Raw genomic sequence first — 16,787 nt, forward strand, 5'->3', positions numbered from 1 at the left:
GACGGGTAGAGGATCAAGACCGGATGCCGTCCCTTAAGGACCTCAGAAACCGCATCGCTTCCGTGAAGGCGACGCAGAAGATCACCAAGGCCATGCAGATGGTCGCGGCCGCGAAGCTGCGCCGGGCGCAGGCCGCGGCCGAAGCCGCGCGTCCCTATGCCGAGCGCATGGAGACGGTGCTGGCCAATCTCGGCGCCGGCGTGAGCGGCTCCAGCGCGCCGCGGCTGATCGCGGGAACCGGCCAGGACAAGGTCCATCTGCTGGTGGTCTGCACGGCCGAGCGCGGCCTGTGCGGCGCGTTCAACTCCTCCATCGCCCGTCTCGCCCGCGACAAGGCGCTGGCGCTGAAGGCCGAGGGCAAGACCGTCAAGATCATCTGCGTCGGCAAGAAGGGCTATGACCTGCTGCGTCGGCAGTTCGAGAAGGACATCATCGAGCTGATCGACCTGCGCGGCTTCAAGCAGGTCGGCTACGTCAATGCCGAGGCGATCGCCCAGAACATCCTGGCCGGCTTCGCCAATGGCGAGTTCGACGTCGCCACGCTGTTCTTCTCGAAGTTCAAATCGGTGATCGCCCAGATCCCGACCGCCCAGCGCATCATCCCCGCCGAGATCCCGGCCACCACCGCCGCCTCCACCCAGGCCGTCTATGATTACGAGCCGGACGAGGGCGAGATTCTCGAGACGCTGCTGCCGCGCAACCTGACCGTCCAGGTGCTGCGCGCCATCCTGGAGAACGCCGCCTCGGAGCAGGGCGCACGGATGTCGGCGATGGATTCCGCCACGCGCAATGCCGGCGAAATGATCAAGAAGCAGACGCAGCTCTACAACCGCTCGCGCCAGGCGATGATCACCAAGGAACTGATCGAGATCATCTCCGGCGCGGAAGCGCTCTAAACGCCTAAATCGGCCCGTGCGGCGATCCAGCCCGCAGGCCTTGTCGACAAGCTGAACGCGCATCGAGGTTTTTAAGCCATGGCCAAAGCCGTAAAGAAGATGACCGAAGACAAGCCCGCCAACACCGGAACCGGCCGTGTCGCGCAGGTGATCGGCGCCGTCGTCGACGTGCAGTTCGACGGCGTGCTGCCCGAGATCCTGAACGCGCTCGAGACGCAGAACCTCGGCAACCGCCTGGTCCTCGAGGTGGCGCAGCATCTCGGCGAGAACACCGTCCGCACCATCGCCATGGACTCGACCGAGGGTCTGGTGCGTGGCCAGTCGGTGACCGATACCGGCGCCCCGATCGCCGTGCCGGTGGGCGATGAATGCCTCGGCCGCATCATGAACGTCATCGGCGAGCCGATCGACGAGGCCGGCCCGATCATGACCACCGCGACCCGCGGCATTCACCAGCCGGCCCCGAGCTATGCCGACCAGGCGACCGAGGCGCAGATCCTCGTCACCGGCATCAAGGTCGTCGACCTGCTGGCGCCCTATGCCAAGGGCGGCAAGATCGGCCTGTTCGGCGGCGCCGGCGTCGGCAAGACCGTGCTGATCATGGAGCTGATCAACAACGTCGCCAAGGCGCATGGCGGTTATTCGGTGTTCGCCGGCGTCGGCGAGCGCACCCGCGAGGGCAACGACCTCTATCACGAGATGATCGAGTCCGGCGTGAACAAGAAGGGCGGCGGCGAGGGCTCGAAATGCGCCCTGGTCTACGGCCAGATGAACGAGCCGCCGGGCGCCCGCATGCGCGTCGCGCTGTCGGGCCTGACGGTCGCGGAAGATTTCCGCGACAAGGGCCAGGACGTGCTGTTCTTCGTCGACAACATCTTCCGCTTCACCCAGGCCGGCTCGGAAGTGTCGGCGCTGCTCGGCCGCATCCCCTCCGCGGTGGGTTACCAGCCGACGCTGGCGACCGACATGGGCAATCTGCAGGAGCGCATCACCACCACCAACAAGGGCTCGATCACCTCGGTGCAGGCGATCTACGTGCCGGCCGACGACCTGACCGACCCGGCGCCCGCCACCTCCTTCGCGCATCTCGACGCGACGACCGTGCTGTCGCGGTCGATCGCCGAAAAGGGCATCTACCCGGCGGTGGACCCGCTCGACTCGACCTCGCGCATGCTCTCGGCCGCGATCGTCGGCGAGGAGCATTACGCGATCGCCCGCCAGGTCCAGCAGATTCTCCAGCGCTATAAGGCGCTGCAGGACATCATCGCGATCCTGGGCATGGACGAGCTCTCGGAAGAGGACAAGCTGACCGTCGCCCGCGCCCGCAAGATCGAGCGCTTCCTGTCGCAGCCCTTCTTCGTGGCCGAGATCTTCACCGGCGCGCCGGGCAAGCTGGTTGCGCTGGAGGATACGATCAAGGGCTTCAAGGGCCTGGTCGAGGGCAAGTACGATCATTTGCCGGAGGCGGCCTTCTACATGGTTGGCTCGATCGACGAAGCCATCGAAAAGGCGCAGCGTCTGGCCGCCGAGGCGGCCTGATCGCAGCCTGTGGCGAGGGACGAGGCGGAGAGGAGTCGCGAAGGGTGACCGGCGGGAGCGCGCGCTAGTCTTCAAGCCGCGCGCATGCCGCCACAGCCCTTCGCCAGGAAAGAACCATGGCACAGACCTTCAAGTTCGAACTCGTTTCGCCGGAGCGCATCCTGTTTTCGGGCGATGCGATCAGCGTCATCGTTCCCTCCGTCGAGGGCGAGATGACGATCCTCGCCGGCCATGCGCCGCTGGTCGCGACGCTGAAGGCGGGCATCGTCTTCGTCCAGACGACGGATAATAACGGCAAGGAATTCTTCGTGAATGGCGGCCTCGCCGAGGTCAATGCCAGCACCACGACGATCCTGGCCGAGCAGGGCCGCTTCATCGAGGATGTGAACGCCAGCGTCCTGGAGCAGGAGATCGTGACCGCCGAGACCCGCCTCGCGGCGACACAGGACGAGGCGGAGAAGAAGCGCCTGCACGACGTTCTGGTGCAGCTGCGCGAGTTCAAGCACGTCTTCGAGCAGCGCAGGGCGGCCTGATCGCGGCCCGGTGCGACGCCGACAGACCTAAAACCGAGGGCCGGGCGAGCGGCCCTTTTGCGTTCAGAAATAGCTGATGAACTCCATCAGCGAGCCGTCGGGATCGCGGAAATAGACGCTGGTACCCTGGCCGCCGCGCCCGAAACGCGGCACGGGCCCGAGTTCGATCGGCACCGCTCTCGCCTCGAGATGGGCGATGGCCCCGTCGATCGGCCCATCCCAGCGGAAGCAGAGATCGCTGCCGCCCGGCGGCACCGGCAGCCGCGCTTTCGGGTCCGGCTGCAGCCCCGGGCCGTGGCAGTTCAGCTGCACGGCGCCGATGCGGTAGACGAAGCCGGCGCCATTGGCGACCACCTCCGCCCCCAGCACGTCGCGGTAGAAGGCGTTGCTGCGCTCCCAGTCGGAGACGTGGATGACGCAATGGTCGAAGCTGATCCGGTCCATGCCCATCCTCCGCGCCAAGCGCGTCAGGATGCGCCTATTCCCCCATGGCGATCAAGCTGGCATTGCCGCCGGCCGCGGCGGTGTTCACCGTCACGGTCTGCTCGGTGGCGAAGCGCAGGAGGTAATGCGGCCCGCCCGCCTTCGGGCCGGTGCCGGACAGCCCGTGGCCGCCGAAGGGCTGCACGCCGACGACAGCGCCGATCATGTTGCGGTTGACATAGATGTTGCCGGTCGAGAGATGGCGGGTGACCTCGGCCACCGTGGTCTCGATGCGGGAATGGACGCCGAGCGTCAGCCCGTAGCCGGTGGCCTCGATCGCCTGCACGACCTGGCGCAGCTGGCCCGACTTCCAGCGCACCACATGCAGGATCGGACCGAAATGCTCGCGGTCGAGGTCCTCGATGCGCGCGAGATCGATGAGATGCGGGGCGACATAGGTGCCCGGCAGTCCGGGTTCGCTGCCGGCCCAGCAGACCCGGCCGAGGCTGCGCATCGCCGCGACATGGGCATCGAGCTTCTGCTTGGCCGCAGCGTCGATCACCGGGCCGATATGGACGGAGACGTCGCGCGGGTCGCCGAGACGCAGCATCGAGGCCGCCCCGGTGATCATCTCGATCATCTTGTCGGCGACATCCTCCTGCACCACGAGCAGGCGCAAGGCCGAGCAGCGCTGGCCGGCCGAGCGGAAAGCCGACATCACGACATCATCGGCCACCTGTTCGGCGAGTGCGGTCGCGTCGACGATCATGGCGTTGAGCCCGCCGGTCTCGGCGATCAGCGGTACGATCGGCCCATCCTTCGCCGCCAGAGCGCGGTTGATGGCACGCGCCGTCGCGGTCGAGCCGGTGAAGGCGACGCCCGCTACCAGCGGATGCGCGACCAGCGCGGCGCCGAGCGCCCCGTCGCCCGGCATCAGATGCAGGGCCGAGACCGGCACGCCGGCCTCGTGCATCAGCCGGACGGTGACGGCGGCGATCAGCGGCGTCTGCGGCGCCGGCTTCGCGACGACGCTGTTGCCGGCCACCAGAGCGGCTGCGACCTGGCCGGCGAAGATGGCGAGCGGGAAATTCCAGGGCGCGATGCAGAGGAACGGGCCTCTCCCGCGCAGAATGAGCCGGTTCTCCTCGCCGGTCGGGCCGGGCAGGACGGTGGGAGAGGCGAATTTGGCCTCCGCCTCGGCGGCGTAATAGCGGCAGAAATCGACCGCCTCGCGCAATTCGGCGATGGCGTCGTCCAGGGTCTTGCCGGCTTCCGCCTGGAGCAAGGCGAGCAGCAGGCCGCGGCGCTGCTCCATCAGATCGGCCGCCTTGCGCAGGGCAGCGGCACGGGTGCGGGCCGGCACGGCGTTCCAGCCGGCGAAGCCCGCCTGCGCCGCGCGCAGCGCCCGGTCGGCTAGCGCGCTGCCAGCCTCGCGGACATGGCCGATAGGCTTGCCGTCGATCGGCGAGAGAACCGGGCGGGGCGCCTCGCCCTCCAGCCTGCCGTCGATCAGCGCACCGGCCTCGGGGAAGGCTTGCGCGGCCGCCGCTGCGATCTCGCTCTGCAGGCCCTCGAGGCTCTCCGCATGACCGAGCTCGACGCCGGCGGAGTTTCGGCGCGTCGGGCCGTAGAGCTCGCCGGGGAGCGGGATGCGCCGGTGGCGGGCCGCTCCGGCATGGCCGATGATGTCGGCCGGCGGCACCAGCAGATCGGCGACCGGCACGTCCGGATCGCCGGAGATGCTGACGAAGGAGGAGTTGGCGCCGTTTTCCAGCAGGCGGCGGACGAGATAGGCGAGCAGGTCCTGATGGCCGCCGACCGGGGCATAGGTGCGGCAGGCATAGCCGGCGTTCTCCGACAGCAGCTTCTCGTAGAGTGCCTCGCCCATGCCGTGCAGCCGCTGAAATTCGAAATTCTCGGCGTCTCCGGCCATTTCGGCGACGGTCGCCACCGTCAGCGCGTTATGCGTCGCGAATTGCGGGATGATCCGCGGGCGCAGGCCGAGCAGCTGCCGGGCGCAGGCCTCGTAGTTCAGATCGGTCATCGCCTTGCGGGTGAAGACCGGATAATCGGCGAGGCCGCGTTCCTGGGCCCGCTTCAGCTCGGTGTCCCAATAGGCACCCTTGACCAGGCGCACCATCATGCGCCGGCCGTGATGCTCCGCCAGCGCCGCGATATGGTCGATCACCGCGGAAGCCCGCTTCTGATAGGCCTGGATGGCGAGGCCGAACCCGTCCCAGGCGGCGAGGGAGGGATCGGCGAAGACCGCGTCGATCACGTCGAGCGACAATTCGAGCCGGTCGGCCTCCTCGGCATCGATGGTGAAGTTCAGGTCGTAGGCCTTCGCCTTGCGCGCGAGCTCCACCACCTTCGGCGTCAATTCGGCGAGGACGCGCGCCTGGTTCGTCGCGTCGTAGCGCGGATGCAAGGCCGAGAGCTTCACCGAGATGCCGGGGCGGTTCGGCAGCGGCTCATTGCCGGCGGAACGGCCGATGGCGTCGATCGCGGCGGCGTAGGACGCGAAGTAGCGGTCGGCATCGGCCTGGGTCCTCGCACCCTCGCCGAGCATGTCGAAGGAATAGCGGTAGAGCTTGCCGCTGCGGGAGCCGGCGCGCTTCAGCGCCTCCTCGATGGTCTGGCCCAGCACGAAATGATTGCCCATCACCCGCATCGCCTGGCGCGTCGCGGTGCGCACGGTCGGTACGCCGAGGCGCTTGGCCAGGCCGCCGATGATGCCGGTTGGCGTCTCGCCGGGCTGGATGACGCGGGCGGTGATGCCGAGCGCCCAGGCCGAGGCCGAGACCAGGAAGGCGTCCGATTTGGATTCGTGATGCGCGAAATCGCCCTGGCCGAGCTTGTCCTCGATCAGCCGGTCCGCCGTCGCCGCATCGGGCACGCGCAGCAGCGCCTCGGCCAGCACCATCAGCGCAAGCCCCTCCTTGGTCGACAGCGAATATTCCCGCAGCAACTCCTCAATGCCGCCGAGCCCGACCTTTCGAGTCCGGATCGCCTCGATCAGCCCGGTGGCACGCGCGTCGATCCTGGCGCGCGCCTGCGGATCCTGCCTGACCTGCGCCAGCAGGCGGGTCGCCAGCGCGCCGTCATCCTCCGCGAAGGGCGCGCGGAAGGGGGGCAGGACCGGGGCGGCGGAGGGGGCGGGAACGGCCATGACGGCTCCGAGATGCGAAAGGATTGACGATGTGAAGCATCAGGCCGAAACCGGCGTGAATCAATTGGCGATCTCGGCCGAGATGCCGTATCAAATGAGGCAGATCGATGTTTCGACGGGAATTGATGAGGTGCTGGACAAAACCGACCGCCGCCTGCTCGCTCTGCTCCAGGCCGATGGCCGCATCGCCGGCGTCGAACTCGCCGACCGGGTCGGGCTGTCGCCCACCGCCACCGGCGAGCGCCTGAAGCGGCTGACGCGCGACGGCTACATCACCGGCTACCGCGCCACGCTCGATCCGCTGAAGCTCGGGCTCAACCTGCTGGTGTTCGTCGAGGTCTATCTCGACAAGACGACGCCGGACGCGTTCGAGCGCTTCGCCGCGGCGGTCAAGCGCGCCCCCGAGGTGCTGGAGTGCCATATGGTGGCCGGCGGTTTCGACTATCTCGTCAAGACGCGCGTCGCCGACATGAACGCCTATCGGCGCTTCCTGGGCGAGGTGCTGCTGGCTCTCCCCGCCGTGCGGGAGACGCGGACCTATGCCGTGATGGAGGAGGTGAAGACGGATGGTGCCCTCCCGGTCTGATCGCGAGGGGAGCGACGCTGCCCATGACGGGAGAAGCGCTGCCGATAATTTGTGCAGAAGATCGCTGCCTCACCGGAATTTGGCTTGACCTCTCCGTGACTTGCTTCAGTTTGGGCCCCGCGCTTGCGGCACGAGCCTTGCTGTGGGCCGCTGCCACTTTCGTCCCCGCCCGGAGACCCTGATGTCCAGCCCCCTGACCGATCTCGCCGCCTTGCTGCCCCGCCGGAGCGCCCTGCGCCTCGCCGCCGTGACATTCGCGACGATTGCCGGGCTCGCCGGCGCCGGCCTGGTCAGTGCCCCGGCACAGGCGCAGGTGCCGGTGCGCTTCACGCTCGATTGGCGCTTCGAGGGGCCGGCGGCGCTGTTCCTGATGGCCTTCGAGAAGGGCTACTTCAAGGCCGAGGGGCTGGATGTCACGCTCGATACCGGCAATGGCTCGCGCGAGGCGATCCCGCGGGTCGCCTCCGGCACCTATGATGTCGGCTTCGGCGACGTGAATTCGCTGATCCGATTCCGCGACGAGAACCCCACCGTCGATCTCAAGGCGGTGATGATGGTCTATGACAAGCCGCCCTTCTCCATCGTCGGGCGCAAGAGCCGCGGCATCACCGCCGAGGCGAAGAGCCTGGAGGGCAAGAAGCTCGGCGCGCCCGCGGCCGACGCCGCCTTCGCGCAATGGCCGATCTTCAAGACCGTCAACAAGCTCGACGACAGCAAGATGCGGCTGGAGAATATCGGCTTTCCCGTGCGCGAGCCGATGCTCGCCTCGGGCGAGGTCGATGCCGTCTTCGGCTTCGCCAATTCCTCCTACATCAATCTGAAGTCGCGCGGCGTGCCGGTCGACGACATCGTCGTGATGCTGATGGCCGATTACGGGGTGGAGCTCTACGGCAACGTCATCATGGTCTCGCCCAAATTCATGGCCGAGAAGCCGGAGGCGGTGCGCGGCCTGCTCAGGGCGATCACCCGCAGCGTCAAGGAGACCATCGCCAATCCCGATCTCGGGGCGCAGCTGGTGATCAAGCGCAACGACGTCGCCAAGCTCGAGGTCGAGCTGGAGCGGCTGAAGATGACGCTGGAGCAGAATGTCGTGACGCCCTGGGTCAAGGCCAACGGCTTCGGCGGCATCGACAAGGCGCGCTGGGACAGGGCGCTGGACCAGATCGGCCTGACCTTCTCGTTCAAGGACAAGGCCAAGGCGGGCGACGCCTTCGTCGACAGCTTCCTGCCGGCGCCTGCGGACCGGAAGCTCTGAGCGCGATCTTTCGCCCCCATCGGCATGCGGCTTGCAGGCCCATGCCGGCTCGCGCCTTTGCGGCGCGGGCCCCCGGTCCCGCCATCCCGGAGGTCGCGTGAGCGCCTTTGTCGAACTGCATGACGTCACGCATGTCTATGGCGGCGGCGAGGGTCCGCCGGCCGTGGCCGGGCTGTCGCTGGGGATAGGCGAGGGCGAGTTCGCCGCGATCGTCGGCCCCTCCGGTTGCGGAAAATCCACGCTGATGAAGCTGGCGACCGGGCTGCAGCGGCCCAAGGCCGGCACCGTCATCGTGGCCGGCCGCGAGGTGACGGAGCCGATCAAGATCACCGGCATGGCCTTCCAGAACCCGGTGATGCTGCCCTGGCGCACGACGCTGCAGAATCTGCTGCTGCCGCTGGAGATCGTGCAGCCGCATCGCGCGCGGCTGCGGGCGAACAGGGCGGAGTATGTCGAGCGGGCCGAGATGCTGCTGGAGACGGTGGGGCTCAAGGGCATGGGCTCGAAATACCCCTGGCAGCTCTCGGGCGGCATGCAGCAGCGGGCCTCGCTGTGCCGGTCGCTGATCCACGAGCCGAAGCTGCTGATGCTGGACGAACCCTTCGGCGCGCTCGACGCCTTCACGCGCGAGGAGCTCTGGTGCGTGATCCGCGACCTGCACGCCGCCCGCGGCGTCACCGTGATCCTGGTCACGCATGATCTGCGCGAGGCGGTGTTCCTGGCGGACCGGGTGTTCTGCATGTCGGCGAGGCCCGGGCGGATCATCGCCGAACGCCGGGTCGACTTCGCCCGGCCGCGCGATCTCGACCTGACCTACACGCCGGAATTCGCGGCTGTGGTCCAGGAGCTGCGCGGCCAGATCCGCGAGGCGAGGGTGGCGGCATGACGCGCGCGAGCTGGCTGAAACTGGCGCCCTACCTGTTCACCATCGGGTTCTTCCTGCTGTGGGAAGCGGCCTGCCGAGTCTTCGCGATCTCGGCTTTCATCCTGCCGCCGCCCTCCGCGATCTGGGCCGCTCTGGTGCAATACCAGAAGCCGCTCTACACCAACGCCTTCCACACGCTGTGGATGACGAGCGCCGGCTTCGGCCTGGCGATCCTGTTCGGCCTGGCGCTGGGGCTGCTCGTCGGCTCGTCGCGGCTGATCTATGCCGGGCTGAACCCGCTGCTGGTCGGCTTCAACTCCATCCCCAAGGTGGCGGTGGTGCCGATCCTGGTGATCTGGTTCGGCGTCGGCTGGCTGCCGCCGGTGCTGACCGCCTTCGTGATCTCGTTCTTCCCGATCGTGGTCAATGTCGCGACCGGCCTCGCCACGATCGAGCCGGAGACCGAGGATGTGCTGAAGGCGCTCGGGGCCAGCCGCTTCGACATCATGACCAAGGTCGGGATACCGCGCTCGCTGCCCTATTTCTTCGGGGCGCTGAAGGTCTCGATCACGCTCGCCTATGTCGGCTCCGTCATCGGCGAGCAGAACGCCTCGAATCTCGGCATCGGCAATCTGATCACGCGCGCCTCGGCCGATTTCAACGTGCCTTTGATCTTCGCGGCGCTGATCGTGCTGGCGGTGCTCGGCGTCTTCCTGGTCGCTATCGTCGACATCGTCGAGGCGCGGATGACCGGCTGGGCCAAGCGTTCGCAGCTGGGCAATGCCTGAGGGCCGCCAGCGCCGGCCGGGCTGCCTCGGCCGGTGGCGGTGCCGGCGCTAAGGCGCTACTGAGGGAGCGCTCGCCACCCGCTCTACGCCGATCGTCCCATGCATCTGCCGCCCCTCGCCGATTACGCCGCGCTGCGCCGCGATTTCCGCTGGCGCCTTCCGGCGCGCTACAACATCGCCGCCGATATCTGCGACCGCTGGGCGCTGGCCGAGCCGGACCGGCCGGCGATCATCGAGGTGACGCAGGATTGGCGGGTGACGCCGGTGAGCTTCGGCACCTTGCGGGAACAGTCCAACCGGCTCGCCCAGGCCTTGCGGGCGCAGGGGGTCGAGCGGGGCGACCGCATCGCGATCCTTCTGCCGCAGGGCGGGGCGGTCCTCACCGCGCATCTCGCGGCCTATAAGCTCGGCGCCATCGCGGTGCCGCTGGCGGCGCTGTTCGGCGTGGATGCGCTGGCCTACCGGCTCGTCGACGCCGCGGCGAAGGTGCTGATCACCGATGCGCCGGGCCTCGCCAAGGCGAAGCAGATCGCCGAGCCGCTGCCCGAGCTCGGGCTGGTGATCTCGGTCGATGGCGCGGCGGACGGAGCGCAGGATTGGCACCGGCTACTCGCGGAGGCGAGCCCGGATTTCGTGCCCGTCGACACGGGGCCGGACGATCCGGCGCTGATGATCTACACCTCCGGCACCACCGGCAATCCGAAGGGCGCGCTGCACGGGCACAGGGTGCTGCCGGGCCATCTGCCGGGCGTGCAGTTCCCCCACGAGTTCCTGCCGCAGCCGGGAGATATCGCCTGGACCCCGGCCGATTGGGCCTGGGCCGGAGGGCTGCTCAACATGTTGCTGCCGGCGCTGCATTTCGGCGTGCCGGTGGTGGCGCGGCCGGTGACGCGCTTCGAGCCGGAAGAGGCCTTCCGGCTGATCGCCGATCTCGGCATCCGCAACGCCTTCGTCCCGCCGACGGCGCTGCGCATGCTGCGCAGCGTCGACAGGCCTTCACAACGCTTCGCGCTTAGGCTGCGCACCGTGGCCGCGGCCGGCGAGGCGCTCGGTGCCGAGACCCTGGCCTGGGGGCGCGAGGCGCTGGGGCTGACGATCAACGAGGCCTATGGCCAGACCGAGTGTAATCTGGTGCTGGCCTCCTGCGCCGCGATCGGGGTCAGCCGGCCGGGCTTCATCGGCAAGGCGGTGCCGGGGCATGAGGTCGCCGTGCTGCGCGCTGACGGCACGCCCTGCGCGCCGGGGGAGGAGGGGCAGATCGCCGTGCGCAGCCCCGATCCGGTGATGTTCCTCGGCTATTGGCGCCGCCCCGAAGCCACGGCGGAGAAGTTCATCGGCGACTGGATGATCACCGGCGACCAGGCGGTGCAGGACGAGGAGGGCTATGTCCGCTTCATCGGCCGCGACGACGACGTCATCACCTCCTCGGGCTATCGCATCGGCCCGGGCGAGATCGAAGACAGCCTGTTGAAGCATGCGGCGGTGTCGCTCGCCGCCGTGGTCGGCAAGCCCGACGCGTTGCGCACCGAGATCGTCAAGGCCTTCATCGTGCTCAAGCCGGGAATCGAGGCCTCGGAGGCCTTGGCCGAAGAGCTTCAGGGCTTCGTGCGCCGGCGCCTGTCGGCGCATGAATATCCCCGCGAGATCGCGTTCTGCGACGATCTGCCGATGACGACGACCGGCAAGATCATCCGGCGCGCCTTGCGGGAGCGCGGCTGAAGCTGCGGCGCAAAGCGGCCCGGGCGCGCCCGGCGAGATCGCGCGGGGTCAGCGCCTCGCGCGGCGACAGGCGCAGCTCCGCCATCGCCCCTTCCGGCCGGGAGGGCTCGATCGCGGCGGCGTTCATGATCAGCCGGTCGCCGCCCCGCCGCAGCATGGCGAGAAGCACGGCCTCCGGCGCACAATCGGCATGGCTATCGTCGCCGGCGCTCATATAGAGCCAGGCGGCGCGGGCGCGTCCGAGCAGCAGCGCGCCGGCTATCGGCTTGCCGTCGAGCAGCAGCAACGCGACGCGGCATTGCCGCTGCCGGGCCAGCGCGCGGGTCATAGCGCGCAGGAAGCCGACCTCTCGCGTCTCCTGCAGCGCCGCTTTTCCGCCGCGGCCGGATGCGCCGGAGGCTTCCAGGGCCAGCAGCAGCTCCATCGCGTCGCGCACATCGCCGCGCGAGACGGCTTCGCTCACGGAGAGGCTGCTGCGCCGCTCAAGCCTTTCCCGCGCGGCCCCGAGATCGATCCCGACCGGGAGCGGCAAAGGCGGGGCGGGGCGCAGGCTCGCGCTCAGCCCCAGCCGTTCCGCGGCGGCGAGGGCGGGCGTCACCAGCGGCGAATCGGCTGCGATGGCGCCGAGCAGGAGGCCGCGCGAAGTCGGGCCCCAATCGCGTCGCGGCGTCAGCAGCGCCTCGATCACCGCCTGCGCGACCGCGCGGTCGATCAGCGGCGCGCCATAGGCGATGCGCCGGTCGCTCAGCACGACCAGCTCGTCGGGCGCGAAGAGGCGCAGCTTCGGGACGCATGGCAATAATCCGACGAGGCGGCGCCGCGGCGCATCCGCCTGGCCCTGCCAGACGAGGATCAGGCAGACCTCGCCGAAGGGGATGAGATGCTGCGCGGCGGCCAGCAGGAAATCCGGCTCGAAGAACAGGTTCGGCTCGAGGGCGCGCGAAGCGAGCGCCTCCCAGGCGTCGCGCAGCCCGGCACAGGCCGAAAGCGGGCGAAGTTCCGTGGAGAGCGGGCCGGATGCCGGCGGCACGGGCCCGTCCTGCGGCGCTGGCGCGCCCGCTCCGCGCGCCTGGCCCTTGGCGATCATGATCTGGTTCATCGTGGTCCCGCTCTTGCCGGCCGTGAACCGCTACGGGGCATCACTGTGCCGGATCGGCACAAAGCGCGCCACGCGGCGTTCACGCCTCGGCAAGGTTCAAGAAGCGGGCCGAAGCCGGGCTCAGGCGGCCGGTACCGCCGCCATCCGGCCGAGAAACGCCGCCCAGAGCCGCTGAACCACGGCCTCGTCGAGATCCTTGACGATCATCACCAGCCGCGAGCGGTGATCGCCATCCGGCCATCGCTCGAGCAGGATCGGCGGGTGCAGGATCTGCTGCACCGCATGCACGAGCAGGGGCCGGTCGGGGCTTTCGCGCAGCGCGACCAGCCCTTTCAGCCGCAGCAGCTTCGAGCCATGGGTGGAGCGCAGCAGGGTCCAGAACAGATCGAATGTCGCCTCGCCGACCGGGGCTTCGGCGGTCAGCACGAAGGCGCGGATGCTGGCGTCATGGCGATTGCGATCATGATGATGGTGCGCGTGATCATGGTGGTGGCCGTGGTCGCCGTGGCCGTGATCATGGCCGTGATGCCCATGACCGTGATGCCCATGGCCATGATCGGCAGGTGCCGGCCGCTCCGCCAGCTGCTCATGGGCGAGCCATCGCCGGAGCTCGTCGGGCCGGCTCGCGAGGTCGTAGAGCCCGGCGCCGATCAGATCCCGCGCGGGCGCGGTCGCAGGCAGGAGAGCGACGCCGGGGTTCAGCGCGTCGAGGCGCTCGCGCAAGGTCTCCAGCGCCTCGGTCGAGCCGACGAGATCGGTCTTGGTCAGGACGATCCGGTCGGCCGCGATCACCTGTTTGCGGGCTTCCTCATGGGCATCCAAAGTCGCCATGCCATTCACGGCGTCGACGAGGGTCAGCACGCCGTCGAGCCGGAACCGCATCGCGAGATAGGGGTGGTTGATCAGCACGTTCAGGATCGGCGCGGGATCCGCCAGCCCGGTCGTCTCGATCACCACACGCTTGAAGGGCAGGATGCGGCCATTGTCGTTGCGGCGCAGGAGATCCTCGAGGGTGACGATCAGATCGTCGCGGATGGTGCAGCAGAGACAGCCCGATTCCAGCAGGATCATGCTGTCCTCGACCCCCTCGATCAGCAGGTGGTCGAGGCCGATCTCGCCGAACTCGTTGACGATCACCACCGTGTCCGCCAGCGCCGCGTCCTTCAGCAGCCGGTTCAGCAACGTGGTCTTCCCGGCGCCCAGGAAGCCGGTGAGCAGGGTCAGCGGGACCGGCGTCGGGCGGGTTGCGGCTGCGGTCATGGCGGTGTCTCTGATGTCACAGCGGGGCGAGAGGCCGTCGCTTTTGTTCTAGTATTACATTGGCCGCGATGGCCGCAAGGACAAGCGCGCCACCCGCATATTGCAGCGCCCCGACCCGCTCTCCCAGAACCGATGCGGCGATGACCACGGCGAAGACCGGCTCGGCACAGAAGGCGAGCCCGGCGGCACCGGGCGCGACGCGCATCAGCGCCATGACCTGCAGCAGGAAGCCGACGAGATAGCCGCCGATCGTCACGGCCACGGCGAGGGGCGCGAGCAGCAGCGCGCCGGGCGACAGGAAGCCGCCCGTCACCAGCAGGATGATCGCGGTGACGGGGAGGATCAGCAGATGCGACCAGAACAGCTTGGGGATCAGCGGCGTGCCGTTGCTGGCGGAGGCGGTGAAGAACTGGGCGGCGGCCATGACGCTGGCGATCAGCGCCAGCGCCAGGCCGCGCGGATCGAGCCCATACAGATCGGGCCCCACCACCAGCGCCACGCCGAGGAAGGCGACGAGGGCGACGACGAGGCGATCGGGGCTGAAGCGGGCTCGGGTGACCAGCGGCTCGGCCAGCACGATCAGCACGGGGAAGGTGTAGAAGACGACGGCGGCCACCGTCACCGGCAGAAAGGCGACGGATGAGAGATAGGCCGATCCGACCAGCGCGCTGGTCAGCCCGAAGAGCAGCACGGCAGGGCGCTGGCCGGCGGGGATGGCGAGGCCGCTGCGCCAGAGCAGCGCGGCGCCGCAGACCAGCGCCAGCATCAGGAAGACGCGGTAGAAGACCAGGAGCGGGCCGCTGAGCCCCGCCTGGGCGGCGAGCTGTGCGCTGACGATGTTGGTGCCGAAGGCCGCCGCCGAGCCCAGCGCCAGCGAGATACCCATCCGCCCGGCGCTGCGGCTCGACCCGGCAGGCAGGGCGGTCAAGAGCTCAGGCGCCGTCGTCGGTCTTGGGCTTGGGCTTCGCCGCAGGTTTCGGGCGGGCGGGCGGCAGCGACCGTGCCGCGGCTTCCGTCGAGGCCTTGGCCTGGGGTGCCGGGGGCTTGGCGGTCGCCGCCTTGCCCGCGGCCGGCTTGCCCGCGGCGGGCTTCGACTCCGCTGCCTTGGACGCCGTGTTTTTCGGCTTGACCAGCGGCGGCCTGGCCGCCGGTTTGGCGGCGGGCCTGATGCCGGCGGCCGCGCCGGGGCGCAGGCTCGACGGCGTCGCGGTGCCCGGCTGGACGGAGCCGGACAATTGCAGCGGCCCCGATCGGAAGGCGTCCGCAGCCGGCTGCGTCGGCACGCCGGCCGGCGCGAAGGCGCTGGTGGCGGCGGGGATGCCGCCGGCGCTCGCCGCGGCGCGCCGCGCATTGGCGACACCGGCGACGCCGGCCGCCACGGGCGCGGAGGGCGCGATGGTGCTGGCTTCGCCACGGGCGATCTGGCTCGCCGGGTCCTTCACCACATTCGCCGCCAAGGGGGCGCTGGCCGAGCCCGAGGTGCGGCCGAAAGCGACCGGGACCGGCGTCGCCTGTGCGCGCGGCCCCAGCACGATCCTGCCGGAGGGGGCGCGGGTGAGCAGGCTGCTGGTCTGGCTGGCCTGCGGCGCGGCCGCGCCGAAGCGGTCATTGATGCCGTCGGCATTGCCGCCGACCGCGACGAGCTGGCCGGACAAAGGCCCGGCGATGTCGGCGTCGTCGGCGAGCGCGGCGCCGCCGCCCTTGCGGCGGACATCGTCGCAGATGCTGACGGCCCGCGTGCCGCTCGGCGAGAGCGAGGCGACGGCGTAGCCGCCACCGCTCCAGCGGCCGAAGCCCTCATCCAGCAATTGCGCCGCCTTGACCGTGCGCTCGGCGCCGGACAGCGAGCCGAGCACGACTGCGATCAGGGTCCGCCCACCGCGCGTCGCGGTGGCGACGACGTTGAAGCCCGAGGCGCAGACGAAGCCGGTCTTCATGCCGCTGACGCCGGGATAGCGGCCGACGAGCCCGTTGGTGTTCTGCAGCACCTGCTTGCCGAGCTGCACCGCCTGGGTGTTCCAATAGTCGGAATAATCCGGGAAATCGCGCATCAGCGCCAGGGCCAGGATGGCGAGGTCCCGTGCGCTGGTCTGCTGGGCCGGGTCGTGCCAGCCATTTGGATTGGTGAAGACGGTGTCGCGCATGCCGAGGCGCTGGGCCTCGGCGTTCATCATCGACACGAAGCTCTCGACATCGCCGCCGACCCCTTCCGCGATGACATAGGCGATGTCATTGGCGGATTTCACCATCATGATGCGCAGCGCGTTGTCGAGCGTCACCTCCTGCCCGGCCCGGATATAGACCTTGACGCGGGGCTGGCTGGCGGCGCGCTTCGAGGCCGGGATCGCGGTCTGCAGGCCGAGGCGCCGCTCCCGCACCGCTTTCAGCGCGAGATAGGCGGTCATCATCTTGGTGGTCGAGGCCGGATGCCAGGCCTGCGTCGGATTCTCGCTGGAGAGGACCTCGCCGCTGGCGGCGTCGACCACGATGCTGGTCCCGGCCGAGGCGGGGGCGGCGAAAGCGAGCCCGAGGGCCAGAGCGAAGCAGGAGCGGGAGACGATCATCGGGCGGGACTGAACCTGTCTTGGCGAGGATGTGAGGCTCGGGGTTCAACGCGACGCATGCGGCGATTTCGAGACCAACCCCGCAATTGCC

General features: G+C 69.2%; 14 protein-coding genes. 8 read left to right on the plus strand and 6 right to left on the minus strand.

The features are described from left to right. The first annotated feature begins 23 nt into the window (after nucleotides 1-23). The 3 genes from ASG72_RS19065 to ASG72_RS19075 all read left to right on the plus strand — a co-directional run bounded on the left by ASG72_RS19065 (nucleotide 24) and on the right by ASG72_RS19075 (nucleotide 2,968). Nucleotides 24-896 carry a F0F1 ATP synthase subunit gamma gene (locus ASG72_RS19065; RefSeq protein WP_056715996.1) on the plus strand — a complete coding sequence of 291 codons (873 nt, stop codon included), beginning with the start codon at nucleotides 24-26 and terminating at the stop codon, nucleotides 894-896. 78 nt (nucleotides 897-974) lie between these two features. Then, the gene (gene atpD, locus ASG72_RS19070; RefSeq protein WP_056715999.1) at nucleotides 975-2,435 is read left to right on the plus strand and encodes a F0F1 ATP synthase subunit beta; all 1,461 of its coding nucleotides are present in this window, start codon (nucleotides 975-977) and stop codon (nucleotides 2,433-2,435) included. A gap of 116 nt (nucleotides 2,436-2,551) precedes the next feature. Beyond that, nucleotides 2,552-2,968: a F0F1 ATP synthase subunit epsilon gene (locus tag ASG72_RS19075; RefSeq protein WP_056716002.1), complete on the plus strand. Its 417-nt coding sequence runs from the start codon at nucleotides 2,552-2,554 to the stop codon at nucleotides 2,966-2,968. 63 nt (nucleotides 2,969-3,031) lie between these two features. Here the strand turns inward: ASG72_RS19075 and ASG72_RS19080 are convergent, their stop codons facing one another. Both ASG72_RS19080 and putA read right to left on the minus strand, forming a co-directional pair. After that, a complete protein-coding gene (locus tag ASG72_RS19080) occupies nucleotides 3,032-3,412 on the minus strand; it encodes a VOC family protein (RefSeq protein ID WP_244488880.1) in 381 nt (126 codons plus the stop codon). Between the two features lie 34 nt (nucleotides 3,413-3,446). Next, entirely contained in the window at nucleotides 3,447-6,560 is a 3,114-nt protein-coding gene (gene putA / locus ASG72_RS19085) for a bifunctional proline dehydrogenase/L-glutamate gamma-semialdehyde dehydrogenase PutA (RefSeq protein ID WP_056716007.1), read from the minus strand. 94 nt (nucleotides 6,561-6,654) lie between these two features. On the opposite strand from putA, the gene ASG72_RS19090 reads away from it, so the two are divergent. The 5 genes from ASG72_RS19090 to ASG72_RS19110 all read left to right on the plus strand — a co-directional run bounded on the left by ASG72_RS19090 (nucleotide 6,655) and on the right by ASG72_RS19110 (nucleotide 11,773). Next, entirely contained in the window at nucleotides 6,655-7,146 is a 492-nt protein-coding gene (locus ASG72_RS19090; protein WP_056716566.1) for an Lrp/AsnC ligand binding domain-containing protein, read from the plus strand. 181 nt (nucleotides 7,147-7,327) lie between these two features. Then, complete coding sequence (locus ASG72_RS19095) at nucleotides 7,328-8,401, plus strand: ABC transporter substrate-binding protein (protein ID WP_056716010.1); 1,074 nt, start codon at nucleotides 7,328-7,330, stop codon at nucleotides 8,399-8,401. Between the two features lie 97 nt (nucleotides 8,402-8,498). After that, a complete protein-coding gene (locus ASG72_RS19100) occupies nucleotides 8,499-9,287 on the plus strand; it encodes an ABC transporter ATP-binding protein (protein ID WP_056716013.1) in 789 nt (262 codons plus the stop codon). Next, the gene (locus ASG72_RS19105; RefSeq protein WP_056716015.1) at nucleotides 9,284-10,054 is read left to right on the plus strand and encodes an ABC transporter permease; all 771 of its coding nucleotides are present in this window, start codon (nucleotides 9,284-9,286) and stop codon (nucleotides 10,052-10,054) included. Before ASG72_RS19100 ends, ASG72_RS19105 begins: the two co-directional genes overlap by 4 nt. 99 nt (nucleotides 10,055-10,153) lie before the next feature. Continuing rightward, a complete protein-coding gene (locus tag ASG72_RS19110; RefSeq protein WP_056716016.1) occupies nucleotides 10,154-11,773 on the plus strand; it encodes an AMP-binding protein in 1,620 nt (539 codons plus the stop codon). Here the strand turns inward: ASG72_RS19110 and ASG72_RS19115 are convergent. From ASG72_RS19115 to ASG72_RS21435, 4 genes are all read right to left on the minus strand, one after another. Further along, the gene (locus tag ASG72_RS19115) at nucleotides 11,742-12,872 is read right to left on the minus strand and encodes a GNAT family N-acetyltransferase (protein ID WP_056716017.1); all 1,131 of its coding nucleotides are present in this window, start codon (nucleotides 12,870-12,872) and stop codon (nucleotides 11,742-11,744) included. The two genes, ASG72_RS19110 and ASG72_RS19115, sit on opposite strands and share 32 nt — an antisense overlap. 120 nt (nucleotides 12,873-12,992) lie before the next feature. After that, nucleotides 12,993-14,132, minus strand: coding sequence for a GTP-binding protein (locus ASG72_RS19120; RefSeq protein WP_056716018.1), 1,140 nt, complete (start codon nucleotides 14,130-14,132; stop codon nucleotides 12,993-12,995). A 16-nt stretch (nucleotides 14,133-14,148) separates the two neighbouring features. Continuing rightward, nucleotides 14,149-15,060 (minus strand): DMT family transporter, encoded by a 912-nt coding sequence (locus ASG72_RS19125; RefSeq protein ID WP_156396061.1) that lies wholly within the window; start codon nucleotides 15,058-15,060, stop codon nucleotides 14,149-14,151. A 4-nt stretch (nucleotides 15,061-15,064) separates the two neighbouring features. Beyond that, nucleotides 15,065-16,696 carry a D-alanyl-D-alanine carboxypeptidase family protein gene (locus tag ASG72_RS21435; protein WP_056716020.1) on the minus strand — a complete coding sequence of 544 codons (1,632 nt, stop codon included), beginning with the start codon at nucleotides 16,694-16,696 and terminating at the stop codon, nucleotides 15,065-15,067. Between the last annotated feature and the right edge of the window lie 91 nt (nucleotides 16,697-16,787).

Origin of the sequence: Allobosea sp. Leaf344 (genome assembly GCF_001426225.1) — a bacterium.
Lineage (GTDB): Bacteria > Pseudomonadota > Alphaproteobacteria > Rhizobiales > Beijerinckiaceae > Allobosea.

Coding starts and splice junctions, on each gene's coding strand:
- ASG72_RS19065 (WP_056715996.1), top strand. CDS start 24: ATGCCGTCCCTTAAGGACCTCAGAAACCGCATCGCTTCCGTGAAGGCG.
- atpD (WP_056715999.1), top strand. CDS start 975: ATGGCCAAAGCCGTAAAGAAGATGACCGAAGACAAGCCCGCCAACACC.
- ASG72_RS19075 (WP_056716002.1), top strand. CDS start 2,552: ATGGCACAGACCTTCAAGTTCGAACTCGTTTCGCCGGAGCGCATCCTG.
- ASG72_RS19080 (WP_244488880.1), bottom strand. CDS start 3,412: ATGGACCGGATCAGCTTCGACCATTGCGTCATCCACGTCTCCGACTGG.
- putA (WP_056716007.1), bottom strand. CDS start 6,560: ATGGCCGTTCCCGCCCCCTCCGCCGCCCCGGTCCTGCCCCCCTTCCGC.
- ASG72_RS19090 (WP_056716566.1), top strand. CDS start 6,655: ATGAGGCAGATCGATGTTTCGACGGGAATTGATGAGGTGCTGGACAAA.
- ASG72_RS19095 (WP_056716010.1), top strand. CDS start 7,328: ATGTCCAGCCCCCTGACCGATCTCGCCGCCTTGCTGCCCCGCCGGAGC.
- ASG72_RS19105 (WP_056716015.1), top strand. CDS start 9,284: ATGACGCGCGCGAGCTGGCTGAAACTGGCGCCCTACCTGTTCACCATC.
- ASG72_RS19110 (WP_056716016.1), top strand. CDS start 10,154: ATGCATCTGCCGCCCCTCGCCGATTACGCCGCGCTGCGCCGCGATTTC.
- ASG72_RS19115 (WP_056716017.1), bottom strand. CDS start 12,872: ATGAACCAGATCATGATCGCCAAGGGCCAGGCGCGCGGAGCGGGCGCG.
- ASG72_RS19120 (WP_056716018.1), bottom strand. CDS start 14,132: ATGACCGCAGCCGCAACCCGCCCGACGCCGGTCCCGCTGACCCTGCTC.
- ASG72_RS21435 (WP_056716020.1), bottom strand. CDS start 16,696: ATGATCGTCTCCCGCTCCTGCTTCGCTCTGGCCCTCGGGCTCGCTTTC.